Source organism: Paracoccus sp. KKT209, assembly GCF_055635455.1.
The window spans coordinates 685,927-704,563 of the sequence record NZ_CM145758.1 but is presented as its reverse complement, the minus strand read 5'-3'; the positions used below and the strand labels follow the sequence as shown (position 1 = coordinate 704,563).

Below are 18,637 nucleotides of genomic sequence, written 5' to 3'. Positions count from 1 at the left end.
TGTCCGATGTCGCCCGGCAGCGGGCGTCGGTGGCGCGCCTCTGAACCGGACGCGCCACGCGGTTGTCAGATCACTCTTTCGGGGTGATCGCGTAGGCGCGGGTTTCCTGATCAACGCGGGGAGTGAAATCGAGCATGTCGGCCTTGGCCGCCCAAACGCTCTGCAGGATGACGGTCGGGATCAGGGCGCGATCCTCCATCGCGATTTCGGACGCCTGCTCGTAAAGTTCGCGGCGCGCGTCCGTATCCAGCGTCTGGCTGCCCTCGCTGAAGATCCGGTCGAATTCCGGGTTCGAGTAGCCCGAGCGGTTGAAGTTGCCAAAGCCTTTCTCGGCGTCCTGCGTATGGACCAGGGCGCCGTAGGTATAGGCGGCCTCGCCCGTCAGCGTCCCCCAGGCGGACATTGTCATCGTGTATTCCTCGCGCTGCGCGGCTGGAAAGAAGACCGTTCCGTTCAGTGCCTGCGCATTCACTGTCAGGCCAAGGCGCGACCACATCTGGGCCAGCGCCTCGCAGACCACCGCGTCGCCGGGAACACGATTGTTCGTGCAGGTGAAGTCGATCTCGAACCCGTCGGGATAACCCGCCTCGGTCAGCAGCGCCTTAGCTTGATCGATGTCATAGGCGGGTGCCGGAATGTCCGACGAGTAGCCGAAGAACCCTTCGGGCATCAGCTGGTTCGCGGGCGTGCCCAGCCCTTCCAGAACCACGTTAACCAGAACGTCGCGGTTGATCGCCAGATCCAATGCCTTGCGCACCCGCACGTCCTGTAGCGGATTGCCGTCGACTTCCTGGCCGTTCACTTTGATTGGCTGGGGCTCCTCGTCCTTGACCGACGGTGCGATGTTCAGGATGTAGATCGAATCCGACACGAACGTGTCGAGGCTGCTGTCAGCCTGCATCGACAGGTAGTCCGTGGCCGGCACATAGTTGATCATGTCGACCTGTCCCGATTTCAGCGCCGCCACGCGGGCGGCATCATCGGGGATTTCGCGGCGGGTCACGGTCTCCCAAGCCGGGGCATCGCCCCAGTAGTCGTCGTTGCGCTGAACCACTAGGTCGCCCTTGGGCTGCCAGCTGACGAACGTGTAGGGGCCGGTGCCGATCGCCTTCTCGCCGGAGTTGAATTCCTCGTTCCCGGCCTCCATCCCGGTTTCGGACGGAACGACGAACAGGCGCGTGAAGTCGTTCGGCAGCGACGGCGCCATGCCGTTGGTGGTGATGCGCAGCGTATAGTCGTCCACGACTTCGACCGACGCAACATACTTGGTGTAGAGCGTCATGGGCATCGGGCCCGTGACGGCAGGAATGCGTTCGATCGAGAACTTGACGTCCTCGGCGGTAAAGGGGGTGCCGTCATGGAAGGACACACCCTCGCGCAGCTTGAACTCCCACGTGGTGTCGTCGATAGGCGTCCAGCTGACGGCAAGGCCCGGTTGCAGTTGCAGCGTCTCATCAGCATCGACCAGGGTATCGAAGACGTGGCGCAGCGCCTCGGCCTGGCTGCCTAGGGTGGACCAGTGCGGGTCGATCGAATCCGGTCCAGCGCGCAGACCGAGTGTCAGGTCCTGTGCCGTGGCCGCCGGGGCGGCAGCCAGCAGGGCGATGAGAGCGATTCCCGAGCGAAGAGCATTTTTAGCCATTTTCGAACCTCACCTGTTATCATTGACTGTAACACTAGAGACCGTTTTTTTTGCACGTCAAGAAATTTCGGGCCAAAATGTCAGTAGCATCGCCGTTTGCACAATGCATAACCATGGGGATTTGCCACCATTGGTTTTAAAGAATTACTCTTGAGCGGCCAACTGTTATCATTCAATGATACGGTATGAGCGCAGTTCCCGCCCCTGACTTGGATGCCGCCCTGCTGCGGATCGCCCATGCCATCGATCCGGCCTCTTCGGTTCCGGTTTCCGTGCAGCTGCGCGGGGCACTGGAATATGGGATCGCAGCGGGCGACATCCCGTCCGGCAGCCGCCTTCCTTCGGTTCGAAAGCTTGCGGCGACGTTGGGTCTGTCGCCCGTCACGGTCAGCAACGTCTTTGCCGCGCTGCAGGAACGTGGTCAGATTGAAGGGCGAATCGGATCAGGCACCTTCGTGACCGATCGCGGCATCCCCTGTGCCACGCGCTCGCGGCAGATGGCTGCGTTTGAACGTCAGATCGCCGCCCTGGTGTCCGCCGGGCGGGAACTGGGGCTGACAGCGCAGGATATCGCCCTTCGCGTGACGATGGCGGCGTCTAGCGCGCCGCGACCCCTGCGCGTCGTGGTGTTGGGGACATTCAGCGATGCGACTGCGGCCTATGCCCGCGATCTGGTGTCATATCTGTCCCCCGACGATGTCATCATGCCTTGGACCATTGACCAGCGGGCCGACCTGCCGGCACGCGTCGATTTGGTCGTCTCACCCCGGACCCTTGCGACACAGGCGGCCGAGCTGTTTCCCGGAATCCCTCAGGTCAGCATGATCCTTATCCCGAACGAAGCCACGCGCGTGGCCCTTGCCGGCCTTCGACCCGATGCGCGCGTGCTGCTGGTTTCATACTTCGATGATTTCCTCAGCGTGCTGAAGGCCGGGGTCGGTCGGTTCGCACCGCATCTGGGTCGCGTGACGGCCGTCGCACGCACGGCCAACGACCTGGACCGCCTGCTGGCGGAGTGCGACGTGCTGATCCACGCGACGGGCGCTGAGTATCTGCGAGCCAGCCTTGCCCCCCAGCAGACCGCGATCGAATATCGCCACACCCCCGACAGCCACGCCGTGCAGACACAACTGCTCCCGGCATTGGACGCCCTCCGCACGGCCGGCGCCATCAAAGGAGAGACGCCATGAAGATTTCCGAAAGTTCCTGGTTCGACATTGAGGCCTATCTGCAGACTGACGACCGCTGCATCCTGCCCCTGGGCAGCACCGAACAGCATGCCCATCTGAGCCTGTCGGTGGATTCCATCCTGTCAGAAAAAATCGCCGCCGATGCGGCAGAGCCTCTTGGCGTCCCGGTCTTTCCTCCGGTTCCCTATGGGCTCACGCCCTATTTCATGGCCTTTCCAGGAACAGTCTCCCTGAAGCTTTCGACCTATGCGGCGCTGGTGCGGGACATCCTAGACAGTCTCTACGACACCGGGTTTCGACGCGTGCTGATCGTCAACGGACATGGCGGCAACAGCCCAGTCCAGCCTGTCTGCGCGGAATGGATGCAGGCCCGGCCTGGGGCGCGGTGCCGGTTCCACGACTGGTGGCGGGCCCCGCGCACCTGGGCCGCGGTGCAGGCCGTCGATCCGGTGGCCTCGCACGCCTCCTGGATGGAGAACTTTCCTTGGACACGCCTGCCGGGTCGTCCGGTGCCCCCCGAGCAGAAGCCCTATGTCGACTTCGACCGCCTCCGCGACCGGAACGCCCAAGGCGTGCGCGACCTGATCGGGGACGGCAATTACGGCGGCCATTACCAGAAGCCCGACGACCGGATGGACGGCATCTGGCAGGTCGCCGTTGCGGAGACCCGCGCCCTGATCGAAGGCGACTGGGCATGACGGAGCAGGAACCTGTCCTGATCTGGGGCGCCGGGGCCATCGGCGGCATTCTGGGCGCCTATGCCGCCCGCGCAGGCCACCCGGTGCAGATGGTAGACATCGAGGCCGAGCACGTCGAGGCGATGCGCCGCGACGGGTTGCGCATCGAAGGCCCCGTCGAGGAGTTCGTCCAGATCCTTCCGGCCGAAACCCCTGCCACGCTGACCGGGACCTATCGCCGCGTGATCCTTGCCGTGAAGGCGCATCATACCCGTCAAGCCATGCAGATGCTGATGCCGCACCTTGCGCCGGACGGCTTTGTCGTGTCGGCACAGAATGGCCTGAACGAGCGCGCAATCGCGGACATGATTGGCGCGGATCGCACGGTCGGCTGCTTTGTCAACTTTGGCGCGGACTGGTTGGAGCCGGGACGCATCCTTTACGGCAACCGCGCCGCCGTCGCCTTGGGCGAACTGGACAATCGCGTCAGCCCGCGGGTGCGCGAGATGCATGCCCTGTTCGCGTTGGTCGAACCCGAGGCGGTCATGACCGACAACATATGGGGCTATCTGTGGGGCAAGATGGGCTACGGCTCGCTGCTGTTCGCGACCGCACTGACACCGGAATCGATGTCCGACGCGATGGACCCGGCCCCGTGGCGCCCGGTCTACGCGGCCTTGGGCCATGAGGTCATGCGTCTGGCCCAGGCCGAGGGTGTCACGCCCCTGGGCTTCAACGGCTTCGATCCGGATGCATTCCTCGAGCGCGATACGGCCCGGATGGATGCCTCCATTGACGCAATGGTGGCCCATAACCGCAAGACGGCGAAGACCCATTCCGGCATCTACCGCGACCTTGCCGTCCGCAGGCGCAAGACCGAGGTCGATGCGCAGGTGGGCGTCCTGATCGAGATCGGCCGCGGGCACGGCATCCCGACGCCCGCCCTGTCGGAGCTGTGCGCCCTGATCCACGCCATCGAGAACGGCACCCGAACGCAGTCGACCGCGCTGCTGGACCGGATGGTGGCCACATGCAGCTGACCTTGGCCGGACGGGTCTTCACCGTTACGGGGGCGGCCCAGGGCATCGGCGCGGCGATCGTGCGCAGGCTTGCGGGATCGGGCGCGATCGTGGCCGCCATGGACATCGATGACGCCGGACTGACGCCGCTGGCGGGACTGCCCGGCGTCACCTGTCACGCGGGCGATCTGGGGCGGCAGGAGGGCGCCCGCGCGCTTTGCGCGACCGTGCTGGATCGGCACGGTCGGGTCGACGGGCTAATCACCGCCGCCGGCGGTGTGCGCGGCCAGGTCGGCATGTCCCTGGACCTGGTGGACGAGACCGACTGGCGGGCCATCTTCGCGGCCAATGTCGACGCGGTCATGTGGTGCGCACAGGCGCTGACCCCCGGCATGAAGGCCGCAGGATCGGGCCGGATCATCACCATCTCCTCGGGTGCGGGGCTGAAGCCCAGCCTGACGGGCATCCAGGCCTATACCGCGGCAAAGCATGCGCTGGTCGGGCTGACCAAGCAGCTGGCTCTGGAGCTGGGGCCATCGGGGATCACCGTGAATTCGGTGGCGCCGGGGTTCATCCTGTCTAATCCCTCGACCGAACGGCAGTGGCAGGCCTTCGGTCCCGCTCGGCAGCAGCGCATCATCGACAGCATTCACCTGCGTCGTCTTGGGCAGGCCGAGGACATCGCCAACGCCGTCGCGTTCCTGTGCTCGCGGCAGGCGGACTGGATCACCGGACAGATCCTGCAGGTGGACGGAGGACACGGATGACGAACCCGCACGAATGGCCCGAGGACGTCTGGCGCACAAAGGTCGGCGCGGTGCGCGCAGGCCGTAGCCTGCTTCCGGAACGATGGCCGGGCGGTGCGCGCTGCGCCGTGGCCTTCTCCTTCGACAGCGATCACGAGACGAACGAATTGCGCGACGGCGGCAATTCCGTGGCCCGCCTCAGTTGGGGCGAATTCGGCGCGCGCCGTGGCGTTCCCCGCATCCGGCAGGTGTTGGACCGCCACGGCGCCAAGGCGACGTTCTTCGTCCCGGCGGTTGCGGCACTGCTGCATCCGGATGAACAGCGCGCCCTTGCGCATGATGGGCACGAAATCGGCCTGCACGGCTGGATCCACGAGCTGAACACCACGCTGGACGCCGCGACCGAGCGGGAGCTGATGCTGCGTGCCGCCGACACGCTGGAGCGCATCAGCGGCCAGCGCCCCGTTGGCATGCGGACGCCGTCCTGGGACTACAGTCCCGCTACCCTGTCTATCGCCCGTGAGATGGGCCTCCTCTACGACAGCTCGCTGTTTTCTGACGATGACCCCTACGAGATCCTGCAGGATGGACAGCCTACAGGCATGGTCGAACTGCCCGTCGAATGGATCCGCGACGACGCGGTTTATTTCATGATGAACCGCTTTGGGGCACAGCGGCCTTATACGCCTCCTGCGGATGTGCTGGACATCTTCCTGCGCGAGTTCGAGGGCGCCTACGCCGAGGGCGGGCTGTTCCTTCTGACCATGCACCCGCATGTCAGTGGATATCGCAGCCGCATCTTCATCCTGGAACAGCTGCTGGAGCGCATCGTCGCCAAGGGCGACTGCTGGATCGCCACCCATGCCGAAGTCGCCGGCTACTGCGCGGAGCAGGCCGGACTGCCACGAGGAGCGTCAAAGTGACCGGATTTTCACTTGCGGTGCATGGCGGCGCCGGCACCATTCTGCGCCGGAACATGACTGATGAACTGGAAGCTCGCTATCATGCCGGCCTGCGCCGTGCCTTGCAGGCCGGGCATGAGATCCTCGTCGCATCCGGCAGCGCGATGGACGCGGTTACTGCCGCTGTTTGCGTGCTGGAGGACGAGCCGCTCTTCAACGCGGGACGCGGTGCCGTCTTCACCTCAGACGGCCAGCAGGAAATGGACGCCGCAGTCATGGACGGCGCCACGCGCAAGGCGGGCGCCATCGCAGGCATCATGGGACCGCGCAACCCGATCCTGGCCGCACGGGCAGTGATGGAGAGAACCGATCATGTCCTTCTGATCGGCCCCAGTGCCTTGCAGGTGGCGCGCGACGCAGGCCTGCCTTTTGAGGGGACGGAATACTTCTTCACCCAGCAAAGATGGGATGCCCTGCAGACGACATTGCAGATGCGTCGCCATGGGGTCGACGACACCGATCCGGCCCGCCGCCATGGGACTGTAGGTGCCGTAGCACGCGACACTCACGGCAACCTGGCTAGTGCCACCTCAACTGGCGGTATGACGGCCAAGTTACCTGGCCGCGTCGGAGACACCCCCGTGATCGGCGCGGGCACCTATGCGGACAACGACACCTGCGCAGTTTCCGGCACCGGGCATGGCGAGATCTTCATCCGCTGGAACGCCGCCGCCGAAATCGCGGCCCGAATGCGTCATGCAGGCCAGACGTTGACGGACGCGGCATGCCATGTGGTCATGGACGACCTTGGATCGAATGGCGGATCAGGAGGCGTCATAGCCGTCGATGCTCAAGGAAACTTGTCCCTGCCCTTCAATTGCGAAGGTATGTATAGAGGCACCGTCACCCAGGAATCCGGCTTTAGGACGTATATCTACCGCTAATTTCGCTGCAAATCATGAGATCCGCAGCTCTGCCTGACAATGGCGGGTGATTTGGGCGGGAAACGGAGGGTGAGCAGCGCGGAGTGTAGAAGGGTGGCAGGAGCATAAAGCCCAAGCGGACGTTGGCCCGCTACAACGCGTTCCTAGCTTACGCCGGGCGGCGGCTTGGCCGAGTATATCTACGACTTTAAGGTCCATCACGTAGGACAAGGAAAACAGCTGATAGTGGCGCGCTGCGCTTGATCATATCGCTGACCGGGATCTCACCAACGCAGAGGTCGGTGAGCTACGAATAGTCACCATCCTGCGCACATCATCTTAATATACGGGTGGCGAGATGACCCAGATGACGACGGCTGGTTCAGTCCCCTCGTTCTCCCAGGCATAGGTGCTTTCCCTGAACTGAAAGCTGTCCCCAGGATGCAGGACCACCTTCAGCGCACCGATCCACATCGTCAACTGTCCCGAGATCAGGACGCCTCCGTCCTCGCTTGGGCGCGCGGCTTTGGGCCCTCCGCTGTCCGAACCTGGGGCAAAGGTGGACATGATCATCTCGAAGCTTCCGCCAAGCGTCGGCGACAACAGTTCCTCGGTCAACCCGGTCTCGCTTGAGCCAATCGCCATGCGGTCGGCGGCGCGCAGGACCAGACCCTGTTCTTCGGGGTTCTGATGGGCGCTGCGGAAGAAGAAGTTGAGGCTTACATCGAAATATGCCGCGATGGCGGCCAGGTCCCTGACCGATGGGACGGTGTGCCCGCGCTCGACTTGACTCAGCCAGCCGACAGACCGGCCGAGTGCGGATGTCAGATCGGCGATCGTCAGGCCGCGGGACTTTCTCAAAGCGCGGATATCGCTTCCAACCAGGTTGTTCACGCCACGGCAGCTTTCGTCGATGGATGTCGGGGCCAGCATCGGTCGTCTGCGCTGGACAGGCAAGGCTGGAAGAAGATGTTCAGTGTGAAATGAAATAATAATGTTGATTTTCATTTTTTACTCTGCAGCATGGTCTGCGACCTTCTTGGTCCACCTCCATTTCAAAAAAGCTGTCACATCATGATCAACCTGCCTACAGCCGCGCGCGTCGTCATCATCGGGGGCGGCATATCGGGCTGTTCGGTAGCCTATCATCTGGCGAAGCTGGGCTGGTCGAACATCGTCCTGCTGGAGCGCAAGCAGTTGACCTGCGGAACGACCTGGCACGCCGCAGGTCTGGTGGGTCAGTTGCGCGCCAGCCAGAACATGACGCGGCTGGCAAAGTATTCGGCCGATCTCTACACACGTCTGGAGGCCGAGACCGGTCTTGCAACGGGCTTCCGCCAATGCGGCTCGATCACCGCCGCCCTGACGATGGAGCGGAAGGAGGAGATCCTGCGGCAGGCCAGCCTTGCCCGCGCCCTCGGCATCGAGGTCAATGAGCTCTCCCCAGCCGAAGTCAAAGATCTGTATCCGCATCTGAACACCGATGGGGTCACGGCGGGCGTGCATCTGCCGCTGGATGGGCAGGCCGATCCGACGAACATCACGTTGGCACTGGCCAAGGGCGCACGGAACCACGGGGCGCTGATTGTCGAGCAGACCAAGGTGCTGGCTGTGACCAAGGCAGGTGGCCGGGCAACCGGCGTCACTTGGCAGCGCGGCGATGAGACGGGGCACATCGCCGCCGACATGGTGGTGAATTGCGGCGGCATGTGGGGCCGTGATCTGGCCGCATCCTCGGGCGTGACACTGCCTTTGCATGCCTGCGAGCATTTCTACATAGTGACCGACAGCATCCCCGGTCTGACACGCATGCCGGTGCTGCGGGTGCCCGACGAATGCGCGTATTATAAGGAGGATGCGGGCAAGATCCTGCTGGGCGCGTTCGAGCCGGTGGCCAAGCCATGGGGCATGACCGGCATCCGCGAGGATTTCTGCTTTGACCAGCTGCCGGGTGACTTCGATCATTTCGAGGCGATTCTGGAAATGGGCATCAATCGGCTGCCGATGTTGGCCGATGCGGGTATCCACACCTTCTTCAACGGGCCGGAAAGCTTCACCCCAGACGACCGGTATTATCTGGGCGAGGCACCAGAGCTGGCCGGCTACTGGGTAGCGGCCGGCTATAACTCGATAGGCATCGCCTCCTCAGGCGGGGCGGGCATGGCACTGGCCCAGTGGATGAGCGACGGTGAGCCCCCCTTCGACCTGTGGGAGGTGGATATCCGCCGCGCCCAGCCCTTCCAGCGCAACCGAACGTATCTGCGAAACCGGGTGACCGAGACCCTTGGCTTGCTCTATGCCGACCATTTCCCCTATCGTCAGCCGGCGACTGCGCGCGGTGTGCGGCGCAGCCCGCTGCACGACCAACTCAGGGCCCAGGGCGCGGTCTTTGGCGAGGCGGCCGGTTGGGAACGTGCTAACTGGTTTGCCAACAAGGGGCAAACCGCGGAGTATCACTATAGCTGGAAGCGCCAGAACTGGTTCGACAACCAGTGGGCGGAGCATCTTGCTTTGCGCGAAGGCGTCGGGTTGCTGGACATGACCTCCTTTGGCAAGATCCGAGTCGAGGGACGCGAGGCGCTCGCGTTCCTGCAAAGGCTATGTGCCAACCAGATGGATGTTGCACCGGGACGTATTGTCTACACCCAGATGCTGAACCCGCGCGGCGGTATCGAAAGCGACCTGACCGCAACACGCCTGTCCGAGACAGCATTCCTGCTTGTCGTGCCCGGCGCTACGCTGCAGCGTGATCTGGCTTGGCTTCGCCGCCACCTGACGGACGAATGGGTTGTCATCACCGATGTTTCAGCAGCCGAAGCGGTGATCTGCGTGATGGGGCCACGATCGCGTGAATTGCTCTGGCTTGTGTCTCCGGACGATCTGTCGAATGCGTCCCACCCCTTCGGAGCCGCACGGGAGATCGAGGTCGGCATGGGCCTCGCTCGTGCCCATCGCGTCTCATATGTCGGAGAGCTGGGGTGGGAATTATATGTGTCCTCGGATCAGGCAGCCCATGTCTGCGAGGCGTTGGTTGAAGCGGGCGAGCAGGTCGGGCTGAAGCTGTGCGGCCTTCACGCGATGGACAGCTGCCGGATCGAGAAGGCCTATCGCCATTTCGGCCATGACATTACCGACGAGGATCACGTCCTTGAGGCGGGTCTTGGCTTCGCCGTCAAAACGGACAAGGGCGATTTTATCGGTCGCGACGCGGTGCTGCGCAAGCGAGATCATGGACTATCGCGACGGCTGATGCAGTTCCGCCTGAAGAACCCGGAGCCGCTGCTGTTCCACAACGAGCCCATTCTGCGCAACGGACGGATCGTGGGACACCTGTCATCGGGAAATTACGGCCATACGCTTGGCGGTGCTGTCGGGCTCGGCTTTGTTCCGGTAATGGGCAGAGAAAGCGCCGACGCGATGCTGCTATCTGATTACAGCATCGACATCGCTGGTCGGATTGTCCCCGCCGATGCGAGCCTGACGCCCATGTATGATGCAACATCCGCACGGATGATGGTCTAGGAGATCGGGATCATGGCGCCGCATCGCTACGCCGCGTCTTAAGGCCGCTTTTGGGACCCTCCACTGCCGCACGTCCCCGGACCTGACCGGCAGGTATGGTCTGACACTGCCTTATGGCCTCACAACTTATTATGGAACTGACCGTCCTGACCAAGGTGAACTAGCCATGGCCTGTCGCAAGCAGAGGTATCGGAGCACAGCCGGCTTGAGCTCTCCAAACCTTTGCTCATCGCTTCAGCATATAGATGTTCTGGATGCATTAACTGTTGACTGGCTGCGAGGCTCCGGTAGTTGCCGAGGTGACTCCACGGGGCGGCCTGTATGTGTGCGGTGTAGGGGCCACATGCTGATCGACGGATACCGAGGATCTTAACCGCCTGCTGGCCCGGATCCTGACCGCGCTGAAGCCTGACAGACGCGGCCTGACCGCTGTCAGACGACGCGCAGTCGGTCTATGCCTTCCTCACCGCGGATGTCTGAAACCTCTAAATTCTTTCGCGCAACTTCGCGCCGCGCGTGCCGGTGATCGCGCTGGAGCGGAACCACCGTTCCGACCCGGCCCATGCCGGCCGTCGCTAAAGCGGTCATTGCCATCGCGACCGAGGCGCTGCAGGCCAGCTCTATGGTCGACCGCATGCCGGCCGACCGAGAGGCGGGCATGGTCCTCAAGGGCTAGGCACTGCTCTTTTGCACCTCTACCTGCTCGTATCACGAAGGCTAATTTGCCGGTTTCTGCTTCTAGAACAGCGCCTGGGGCACGATCATGCTGATCGCCGGGATGTAGGACAGCAGGATCAGGGCCAGCAGCATCAGAAGCATAGTCGGCAGCGTAGCCCGGAAGACCTCGCCAAGGCTCATCTTGGCCACGCCCATGGCCACGAAGAGGTTCAGACCCACCGGGGGCGTCAGCATCCCGATGGACAGGTTGACCAGCATGATGATGCCGAAATGGACCGGATCAACCCCGAGTTCCTGAGCGATCGGCATCATCAGCGGGCCAAGGATGATGATTGCCGATGCGCTGTCCAGGAAGCAACCGGCCACCAGCAGGATCAGGTTGAAGGCAGCGATTACCAGAACGGGGTTGTCGGTCCCCGACAGAACATAAGCGGCGAGATCCGATGGCGTTCCGGTGCTGGCCAGCAGCCAGGAGAAGACGGAGGCACCTGCGGTGATCAGCAGCAGCGGCCCCGAGATGAGGCCCGTGTTGCGCAGAACAACCAACGTGGCGCTGAAAGAGATGCTGCGATAGATGATCGCGCCCACGAACCAGCCGTAAAGGCAGGCGGCGGCGGCGGATTCGGTGGGCGTGAAGACGCCTGAATAGATCCCGCCCAGCAGGATTACCGGCAGCCCCAGACCCCAGGCCGCACGCTTGACCGCCTGCAGGATGCTGCCAAAGGTCGGCAGCGGGTCCCGCGCATATCCCTTGCGCGCCGAATACCAGGTCGCATAGCCGATCAAGAGCGTCCCGATCAGCAAGGCCGGCAGCAGCCCCGCCGCGAACAGCATGCCGACAGAGGTCCCCGTCACCGAGCCATAGATGATCAACGCGATCGAGGGCGGCACGATGGGCCCCAGAGTTCCGGCGGTGGTGATCAGGCCGATGGAGAAATACTTGTCATATCCCGCATTGACCATGGCTGGATAAAGGATCGAGCCGATGGCGATCACCGTGGCGGGGCTCGAGCCCGAGATCGACCCGAACATAAGGCAAGCCATCACCGCCGCCGCGGCCAAGCCGCCCGGCAGCCAGCCGATCAGCGCCCGCGCCAACCCGATCAGGCGGTCGGACAGGCCACCGATGCGCATCAACTCCGCCGCCAGGATGAAGAACGGGATCGACATGATCGAGAAGTTGTTCATGCCCGAGAACATGCGCATGGGGACAAGCAGCGGGTCCATCCCGCCCCAGAAGTAGAAGACCGCGGCCACCGACAAAGCCAAGGACGCAAATATCGGCAGTCCGAAGATCAGAAGCCCGAAGAAGACGGGGATAAGAGCGCCAACCATGCCGTGTCCTCAGCTTGTCTTGATGTCGACTTGGGGCGGCTCGTAGCCGCGACCGGCCAGCAGGTCGCGCAGAACCAGCAGATAGCGCAGGAGCATGAAGATGCCTGCCGCCGGAATGACGGCATAGATGTAGCCGACGGGAATGCGCATGGCGGGCGACAACTGCCCCATGCGCGACGTGTTCAGGACCAACCTGCCGCCATACCAGACCAGAACGGCGGCAAAGATGAGGCCCAAGCACGCCGCTCCGATCTGAAGGAACTTTGCCGTCCGGGGGCTGGCAAAGGCGTAAACCGCATCGACGCTAATATGCGAGGCATAGCGAACCCCCATGCCCATGGTCAGAAAGCTCATGGTGATCAGCGAGTAAAGGATCAGCTCTTCGGACCAGAATAGCGAGTTGTTGAACACGTAGCGTGCGATCACCTGCACGATCGCGACAACAGTCGCGATCAGCATGAGTCCGGTGACGAGCACGTTCTCGATCCAGTCGACGATGCGGTTCAGCCAGACGATCATGACTGCCGGCTCCCCGACGCCCTCATTCGCCCTTGGCGGCGGCCAGCGCCTTTTCCATCAATTCGGGCATGACCATCGGGGCGAACTCTTCGTAGATGGGTTGCGAGGCCTCAATGAATGCGGCACGGCCTTCCGGCGTCAGCTCCTGGATCTCAATGTCGTCGGAGATCTCCTCAAGGATTTTTGTCTCATCCTCGGCCGTATACTGGCGCGCAGCATCGCGGCCCACGATCATTGCGTCCTCGACCACCTTCTTCAGGTCGTCCGGAAGGCTGTCCCAGGCCTGCTTGTTCATGATCGCGGCATAGGTGTGATAGGCATGACCGGTCAGGGTCATGTAGTCCTGCACCTCGTAAAATTTCATCGAATAGATGTTGGCCAAGGGGTTCTCCTGCCCTTCGACCACGCCCTGCTGCAGTCCGTTATAGACCTCGACATAGGCCATAGCGGTCGGGTTCGCGCCGTAGGTGCGATATGTCGCCAGAATGGTCGGCGCCTGCAGCGTGCGCATCTTGATGCCCTGCAGATCGCCAGGGCCATTGATGGGGCGGATGTTGTTGGTCATGTGGCGAAAGCCTGCGCCCCACATCGCGATGCCATGCAGGTTGTTGGCGTCCAGCGTTGCCAGCAGCTCGGTTCCGACCTCCCCGTCGAGCACGCGCTTCATCGCCGCCTCGTCCTCCATCAGGAAGGGCAGGTCGAACAGATACATCTGCTCATTGAAGTTCGCGAGGTTGCCGGTCGGCGGGATCGAGATGTCGACAAGCCCCATCTGGGTCTGCTCGATGATCTCGACGTCGCCGCCCAGTTGGGCCGCAGGACGAATGTTGATCTCGATCCGGCCGTCCGAGTTCTTTTCGACCTCCTCCTTGAAGACCACCGCGGCGCGGGCGTTCGGAGTGTCCTCGGTCAGCACATGGGCGAAGGTGAATTCGAAATCCGCGGCGGCGGCCATGCTGCCAAAGGCGGTGCCGAGGGCAAGGGTCAGGCAGGTGCCGAACGTGCGATAGGTCATGGTGTCGTCTCCTGTTGGTCGTTTCGTTGTTGTCAGATCACAGCGGCGGCGGGCCCAGCAGATCGGGTCCTGCGCCGATCACCGCCTCAGCCCAGAGGCTTGCGGCCAACAGCCGCTCCTCTTGCCGGGCAGGCGCGATGATCTGGAGGCCGGTAGGAATCCTGTTGGCGTCCAGCCCGGTCGGCAGCGTGGTCGCGCACCAGCCGAGAAGGTTCACAATTGCTGTGTTCCGCAGGGCCAGCATATTGGACCGGCGATAGGCGTCGGGATCGGCCAGGTCTGACAGCAGCGGGGCTGAAATCGGCACCGTCGGGGACACAAGCAGGTCCACTCCTTCGAAGATCTGGCTGGCGGTCCCTGCCGCCTCGGCCAGCAAGGCGCGGCGCTGCAGATAATCGGACGCGCTGACCTCGTCCGCGGCGACGACCCGCGCCATGACCGCGGGATCCAGGCGCGCGATCCGCTCGGGGTGATGGGCGTCAAGGAAGGCCCGCAGTTCGGGAGCTGCCAACCCGCCCCGGCGGAACAGATCAAGCACTCGGTCCAAATCTGGCAGGTGCACCGAGGTCACCGCAGTTCCTGCCCTCTCCAGTTTGGTGAGGGCAGCATGGGTGTTGGCGGCCACCGCAGGATCGATCTCCTCCCACACGACGTTTTCGATGATGCCGATGCGCGGACCGCTCGAAGCCGGCCCCACAGATTTGCCGCCATCGATGGCGGCAAAGAGAAAGGCCAGATCGGCGATGCTGCGGGCTAAAAGGCCAGGTGTGTCCAGTGAGGGCGATAGCGGCACGATGCCGTCCAGTGACCAGCGGCCATGCGTGATCTTCAGCGCGGTCTGGCCAGTAAACGAGGCGGGGATCCGGACCGATCCGGCCGTGTCCGTCCCGAGCGCAGCCAAGGCACTGCCCTGCGCCAGCGAGACCCCTGCCCCTGAGCTGGACCCGCCCGGCGCCCGTGGGGCACCCTGCGCGGACCATGGGTTGACCGGGGTCCCCCAATGCGGGTTGGTGCCAAGGCCGCCGAAAGCAAACTCCACAGTATGCGTCTTGCCCGTGACAATGCCGCCTTGGGTCAGGACGCGGTTCATGACCGGACCCGGGCGCTGCCACTCTTGGGAAAATTCGGTATCTGTTCCGGCATGGACTGGCAGGCCCGGCACGCCGTAAAGGTCCTTGATCGAGACGGGGATGCCCATCAGCGGGCCCAGATCGATCCCAGTTCCCATAAGCACGTCCAGCGCGCGCGCCTGCACCTCGGCCCGTGGTCCTGCCCAGGTGCGATACGCGTTCAGGCGCTCCTCGGTCGCGCCATGGCACGCCGCCGCGTCGGCCATCAATCCCGCCGCAGTGGCGGTTCCATTGCGAAGCTGACCGGCGATCGTATCGAGCGGAACATAGGGCACGGGCTGTCTCCTCGTCGATTGGAGCTGCCTTATCCTATGCGGCTCTCTTCAATGCGCCACCGTGCTGATCGTCGGGCAGATGGCTTGTTCGAGATGGCCCGCCCTCCTAAGTCTAGCCACACAACTTTGAAGTAAAACGGAAAATTTCGTCTCAAGGCTAAGGTTGACAGGATAGCGTTGCCGCTTCGGCAAAGCACTGTTGCCGCAACAGCTACAGCTTTGAAAGATCCAGTGCCTAGTTTGGCCTCGACAAACACAACCATTCAGGAAGAACATCGTGTCACACGCAACGGAACAGCGGCTCCGCGAACTAGGGATCATTCTGCCGCGTCGGCCGAAGCCCATCGGGAACTACCTTCCCGGCGTTGTCGTGGGCAACATCCTCTACACGTCCGGGACCTTGGGAACGCAGCCGGACGAAAACGACAATGACGTCCTGCCCTATGTCGGAAAGGTCGGCTCTGACCTGAGCATCGAGGAGGGCTATGCCTCTGCCCGGCTGATGGCGATCAACCACCTTGCGATGATGAAGGCGGTTCTGGGCGATCTCGACCGGGTCAAGCGGATCGTCAAAATGATCGGCTACGTCTCATGCGCTCCCGGCTTTACCGAGCCGCACCTGGTGCTGAACGGGGCTTCGGACCTCTTCGTCAAGCTATGGGGCGAGGAGAATGGCAAGCACGCGCGCGCTGCCCTGACGCAGCACGAACTGGGGCTGAACGCCCCGGTCGAGGCGGACATTACAATTGAGCTTCATCCCTGACGCGCGCGCAGGTGGGCGAGAAGTGCCGCATCGGATTTCTCGCCCTTCGCGAACTCGCTCAAGATCGAGGCAATGAATGTTTCGCAGGCGGCCGACTTGTGCTGCCCGTGACGAGCGACGGCATAGATGAAGCGGTGGTCAAAATCGCTGCATCGAAGATTAAGAGGAACCAGTTGACCCTCGTTTACCTCGCGCAGGACGGCCTGCAGGGGAAGATAGATGATGGCGTTGTTGCGGATGGTGTGACGGATCAGGAAGTGAAACTGGTCGGCCACGATGATCGCGGATGGCTGCTTGCGGATCTTGCCGAAGGCGCGGTTCAGCAGGTGGTGGATACCGAAACTGTCATCCGGCAGGACGCAGGGAAGATCAACCAGATCGTCCAGCACGACCGGGCGGCCGTCTGCCAGCGGATGCGACGGTGGTGCCAGCGCAAGCAATGGCTGCCGCCACTGCCCCACGGTTTCGATTGCGGCATGAGTGAAGTGATCGTAGACGAACCCGATGTCGCACAGGTGCTGTTCGACTGCCTCCAGAACGCGTTCGCGACCGCGGATGCGGACTCGGAAATGGATACCGGGATAACGTTGACGGAACTGCGTAATGTGGGCGGACAGGAAAGGATCGGTAATCCCTTCCACCGTCGCAATGGAAACGGCACCGGTCTTGAGATTGCGCAGATCGGCGACGTCTCCTTTGGCTGTGTCGATCTGGCTGAAGATGGCCGCCAGATGGTCGGCCACTACACGACCCGCCTCCGTCAGACTGACACCCTCGGCGCGGCGCTCAAGAAGCTGCTCCTGAAACTCGTGCTCCAGCTTGACGATCTGGCGACTGATGGCAGAGGGCGAGACGCGCAGCCGCTCCGCCGCCAACCGGATCGATTGAAAGCGGGCAACGCTCAGGAAATATTTTCCCGCTATCAGGTTCATTCCGCAACACCACGAAGTTCGTCCAGACGAGCTTCGTCGACCTTGATACCATGGGCAACAGGTATAGCGCGCCGCGCGACCCCTTCCAGCCAAGTAAACGCGTGCAGCAGTAGCTCCTATTCGCTCCAGATGTCAGCCAGAAGCCGAGCCGGTTTGCTATCAAGTCGCTCCGGTGCCGGACTGTCGTAGACCACCAGCCATTCTCCATCATCCCAACGCACCAGACCCTCAGGGTGGTCATGCTGTCCCCGATAGGGCAGATCCCGAACTACTGCGACATCTGCCTCAGGCACCACCCCGGAGGACGTGACGCTCACAGCTCCGCACCAGCGCCTGATCGCGGCGACCCCGTCTGCGGCCGTAACAGGAGCGGTCAGCAGCATCAGGTCATCCCCATCGAGCTCTAGGTCGCGGATGCCAAGCCCGCGGGTTGGAATCAGGTGCTTGCGGTAGCGCCGGGTGCCATCAATTCGGCGTGCTTTGAGATAGCCCGAGCGGGTCACCTTGAACTCGAACTCGAGCACTGCTGCCATCTCCCTTAGAACGGGGCCCCTCAAGCCCAGCCAGACGCGCATCCCGCGCACAGCGATCCCCTCGATATCAAGGCCGTTCTCCTTGCAAGGCAACTCCAGGAAGGGTCCGATATGCTCGTCGTTGCGAAGCCATTTCCTGAGCTGGCTCTTGTTGGCGCCGAGGCGAACGGTCTGGACGCGACGGGCACCATCTTTGGCGACCGGCATTGGCGCCCCGTCCCTCTCAGCCAAAGGGATGCGCCCAAGGAACATCCGGTTCGGATCACGCTCGATCTTGGAGAGGCGCCGCAGGGCCGCCTTGCGGCCCCCTTTGGCCTTGCCTCGCTTCAATGCATGGGAGCCGATTACCCAGAGCCAACCCATGTCAGCCATCAATCCTTCGATGTCCATCTCCCCGCGCGGGCCGCCAGGGAGGCAGATGAAGTCGCCAATCGAGATATGGACGTGGTTGCCCCAGGCATCGCCGTCCGGCGTCAGCCGATCGACGCCCGCAGTTTCATCGCAGCATGTAAAGAGGGCGTCGCCCACCCGCGCCGCGGCAGAGACGTCCTTGTGAAGGGGGTCATCGACGTGTTTTAGTTCGTCTATTTCGCCGAAGATCAGGAGCACTTGTCTGTTTGGTGCCTCGTCCATGTCGTCCTCCTCAGGGCAGAAAGGAACACCGGCGGAGAGGAAAAGTTCGTGCTGAAGATCCATCGGAACTAGGTTTAGCAAGGCGAAGTCGAGCCCCGGCCTCTGCCCTCTCCTTCGCTATCAGCGCGCTGCTGTTGAAATGGAGGAAGAAGAACTACAATGAATGGACCTGGCTCAGAAACAAGTGAACCGCGCCGGGTTTT

16 protein-coding genes are annotated in these 18,637 nt (G+C 62.8%); 8 read left to right on the top strand and 8 right to left on the bottom strand.

The genetic code is table 11. The features are described from left to right. Nucleotides 1-70: 70 nt before the first annotated feature. Nucleotides 71-1,642, bottom strand: coding sequence for an ABC transporter substrate-binding protein (locus ACZ2G3_RS03545; RefSeq protein WP_470397700.1), 1,572 nt, complete (start codon nt 1,640-1,642; stop codon nt 71-73). 209 nt (nt 1,643-1,851) lie between these two features. Here ACZ2G3_RS03545 and ACZ2G3_RS03540 point away from each other — a divergent pair, with 209 nt between their 5' ends. From ACZ2G3_RS03540 to ACZ2G3_RS03515, 6 genes are read left to right on the top strand one after another with little or no spacing between them, the layout of a single operon-like run. After that, nucleotides 1,852-2,832, top strand: a complete 981-nt coding sequence (locus ACZ2G3_RS03540) for a GntR family transcriptional regulator (RefSeq protein ID WP_470397698.1) — start codon at nt 1,852-1,854, stop codon at nt 2,830-2,832. Then, nucleotides 2,829-3,530 (top strand): creatininase family protein, encoded by a 702-nt coding sequence (locus ACZ2G3_RS03535; RefSeq protein ID WP_470397696.1) that lies wholly within the window; start codon nt 2,829-2,831, stop codon nt 3,528-3,530. Before ACZ2G3_RS03540 ends, ACZ2G3_RS03535 begins: the two co-directional genes overlap by 4 nt. Further along, nucleotides 3,527-4,549, top strand: coding sequence for a ketopantoate reductase family protein (locus tag ACZ2G3_RS03530; protein ID WP_470397695.1), 1,023 nt, complete (start codon nt 3,527-3,529; stop codon nt 4,547-4,549). The genes ACZ2G3_RS03535 and ACZ2G3_RS03530 overlap by 4 nt, the downstream gene beginning before the upstream one ends. Further along, nucleotides 4,540-5,295, top strand: a complete 756-nt coding sequence (locus tag ACZ2G3_RS03525; protein ID WP_470397693.1) for an SDR family NAD(P)-dependent oxidoreductase — start codon at nt 4,540-4,542, stop codon at nt 5,293-5,295. The genes ACZ2G3_RS03530 and ACZ2G3_RS03525 overlap by 10 nt, the downstream gene beginning before the upstream one ends. Beyond that, nucleotides 5,292-6,197 (top strand): polysaccharide deacetylase family protein, encoded by a 906-nt coding sequence (locus tag ACZ2G3_RS03520; RefSeq protein ID WP_470397691.1) that lies wholly within the window; start codon nt 5,292-5,294, stop codon nt 6,195-6,197. The genes ACZ2G3_RS03525 and ACZ2G3_RS03520 overlap by 4 nt, the downstream gene beginning before the upstream one ends. After that, nucleotides 6,194-7,120 carry an isoaspartyl peptidase/L-asparaginase family protein gene (locus ACZ2G3_RS03515; protein ID WP_470397689.1) on the top strand — a complete coding sequence of 309 codons (927 nt, stop codon included), beginning with the start codon at nt 6,194-6,196 and terminating at the stop codon, nt 7,118-7,120. The genes ACZ2G3_RS03520 and ACZ2G3_RS03515 overlap by 4 nt, the downstream gene beginning before the upstream one ends. 318 nt (nt 7,121-7,438) lie before the next feature. On the opposite strand, the gene ACZ2G3_RS03510 is transcribed toward ACZ2G3_RS03515, so the two are convergent. Beyond that, on the bottom strand, nt 7,439-8,032 hold the full coding sequence (locus ACZ2G3_RS03510; protein WP_470399038.1) for a helix-turn-helix domain-containing protein: 594 nt from the start codon (nt 8,030-8,032) through the stop codon (nt 7,439-7,441). 141 nt (nt 8,033-8,173) lie between these two features. Between ACZ2G3_RS03510 and ACZ2G3_RS03505 the strand changes: the two genes are divergently transcribed. Continuing rightward, nucleotides 8,174-10,621, top strand: coding sequence for a GcvT family protein (locus ACZ2G3_RS03505; protein ID WP_470397687.1), 2,448 nt, complete (start codon nt 8,174-8,176; stop codon nt 10,619-10,621). Between the two features lie 738 nt (nt 10,622-11,359). Here ACZ2G3_RS03505 and ACZ2G3_RS03500 read toward each other — a convergent pair. From ACZ2G3_RS03500 to ACZ2G3_RS03485, 4 genes are read right to left on the bottom strand one after another with little or no spacing between them, the layout of a single operon-like run. After that, nucleotides 11,360-12,634 carry a TRAP transporter large permease gene (locus ACZ2G3_RS03500; RefSeq protein WP_470397685.1) on the bottom strand — a complete coding sequence of 425 codons (1,275 nt, stop codon included), beginning with the start codon at nt 12,632-12,634 and terminating at the stop codon, nt 11,360-11,362. A gap of 9 nt (nt 12,635-12,643) precedes the next feature. Next, nucleotides 12,644-13,153 (bottom strand): TRAP transporter small permease, encoded by a 510-nt coding sequence (locus tag ACZ2G3_RS03495; protein ID WP_470397682.1) that lies wholly within the window; start codon nt 13,151-13,153, stop codon nt 12,644-12,646. A gap of 22 nt (nt 13,154-13,175) precedes the next feature. Then, nucleotides 13,176-14,168, bottom strand: coding sequence for a TRAP transporter substrate-binding protein (locus ACZ2G3_RS03490; RefSeq protein ID WP_470397680.1), 993 nt, complete (start codon nt 14,166-14,168; stop codon nt 13,176-13,178). A gap of 37 nt (nt 14,169-14,205) precedes the next feature. Continuing rightward, entirely contained in the window at nt 14,206-15,573 is a 1,368-nt protein-coding gene (locus ACZ2G3_RS03485) for an amidase (RefSeq protein ID WP_470397678.1), read from the bottom strand. Between the two features lie 277 nt (nt 15,574-15,850). Here ACZ2G3_RS03485 and ACZ2G3_RS03480 point away from each other — a divergent pair, with 277 nt between their 5' ends. Beyond that, complete coding sequence (locus ACZ2G3_RS03480) at nt 15,851-16,336, top strand: RidA family protein (RefSeq protein WP_419269091.1); 486 nt, start codon at nt 15,851-15,853, stop codon at nt 16,334-16,336. Here the strand turns inward: ACZ2G3_RS03480 and ACZ2G3_RS03475 are convergent. Further along, nucleotides 16,327-17,268 (bottom strand): LysR family transcriptional regulator, encoded by a 942-nt coding sequence (locus ACZ2G3_RS03475; RefSeq protein WP_419269092.1) that lies wholly within the window; start codon nt 17,266-17,268, stop codon nt 16,327-16,329. The two genes, ACZ2G3_RS03480 and ACZ2G3_RS03475, sit on opposite strands and share 10 nt — an antisense overlap. 116 nt (nt 17,269-17,384) lie before the next feature. Further along, on the bottom strand, nt 17,385-18,497 hold the full coding sequence (locus ACZ2G3_RS03470) for a DUF3616 domain-containing protein (RefSeq protein WP_470397675.1): 1,113 nt from the start codon (nt 18,495-18,497) through the stop codon (nt 17,385-17,387). Nucleotides 18,498-18,637: the final 140 nt, after the last annotated feature.

Bases quoted from the DNA above. Each gene is read 5' to 3' on its own strand.
- ACZ2G3_RS03530 (WP_470397695.1), top strand. From the start codon at position 3,527: ATGACGGAGCAGGAACCTGTCCTGATCTGGGGCGCCGGGGCCATCGGC.
- ACZ2G3_RS03545 (WP_470397700.1), bottom strand. From the start codon at position 1,642: ATGGCTAAAAATGCTCTTCGCTCGGGAATCGCTCTCATCGCCCTGCTG.
- ACZ2G3_RS03495 (WP_470397682.1), bottom strand. From the start codon at position 13,153: ATGATCGTCTGGCTGAACCGCATCGTCGACTGGATCGAGAACGTGCTC.
- ACZ2G3_RS03490 (WP_470397680.1), bottom strand. From the start codon at position 14,168: ATGACCTATCGCACGTTCGGCACCTGCCTGACCCTTGCCCTCGGCACC.
- ACZ2G3_RS03520 (WP_470397691.1), top strand. From the start codon at position 5,292: ATGACGAACCCGCACGAATGGCCCGAGGACGTCTGGCGCACAAAGGTC.
- ACZ2G3_RS03475 (WP_419269092.1), bottom strand. From the start codon at position 17,268: ATGAACCTGATAGCGGGAAAATATTTCCTGAGCGTTGCCCGCTTTCAA.
- ACZ2G3_RS03510 (WP_470399038.1), bottom strand. From the start codon at position 8,032: ATGCTGGCCCCGACATCCATCGACGAAAGCTGCCGTGGCGTGAACAAC.
- ACZ2G3_RS03535 (WP_470397696.1), top strand. From the start codon at position 2,829: ATGAAGATTTCCGAAAGTTCCTGGTTCGACATTGAGGCCTATCTGCAG.
- ACZ2G3_RS03500 (WP_470397685.1), bottom strand. From the start codon at position 12,634: ATGGTTGGCGCTCTTATCCCCGTCTTCTTCGGGCTTCTGATCTTCGGA.
- ACZ2G3_RS03470 (WP_470397675.1), bottom strand. From the start codon at position 18,497: ATGGATCTTCAGCACGAACTTTTCCTCTCCGCCGGTGTTCCTTTCTGC.
- ACZ2G3_RS03505 (WP_470397687.1), top strand. From the start codon at position 8,174: ATGATCAACCTGCCTACAGCCGCGCGCGTCGTCATCATCGGGGGCGGC.
- ACZ2G3_RS03525 (WP_470397693.1), top strand. From the start codon at position 4,540: ATGCAGCTGACCTTGGCCGGACGGGTCTTCACCGTTACGGGGGCGGCC.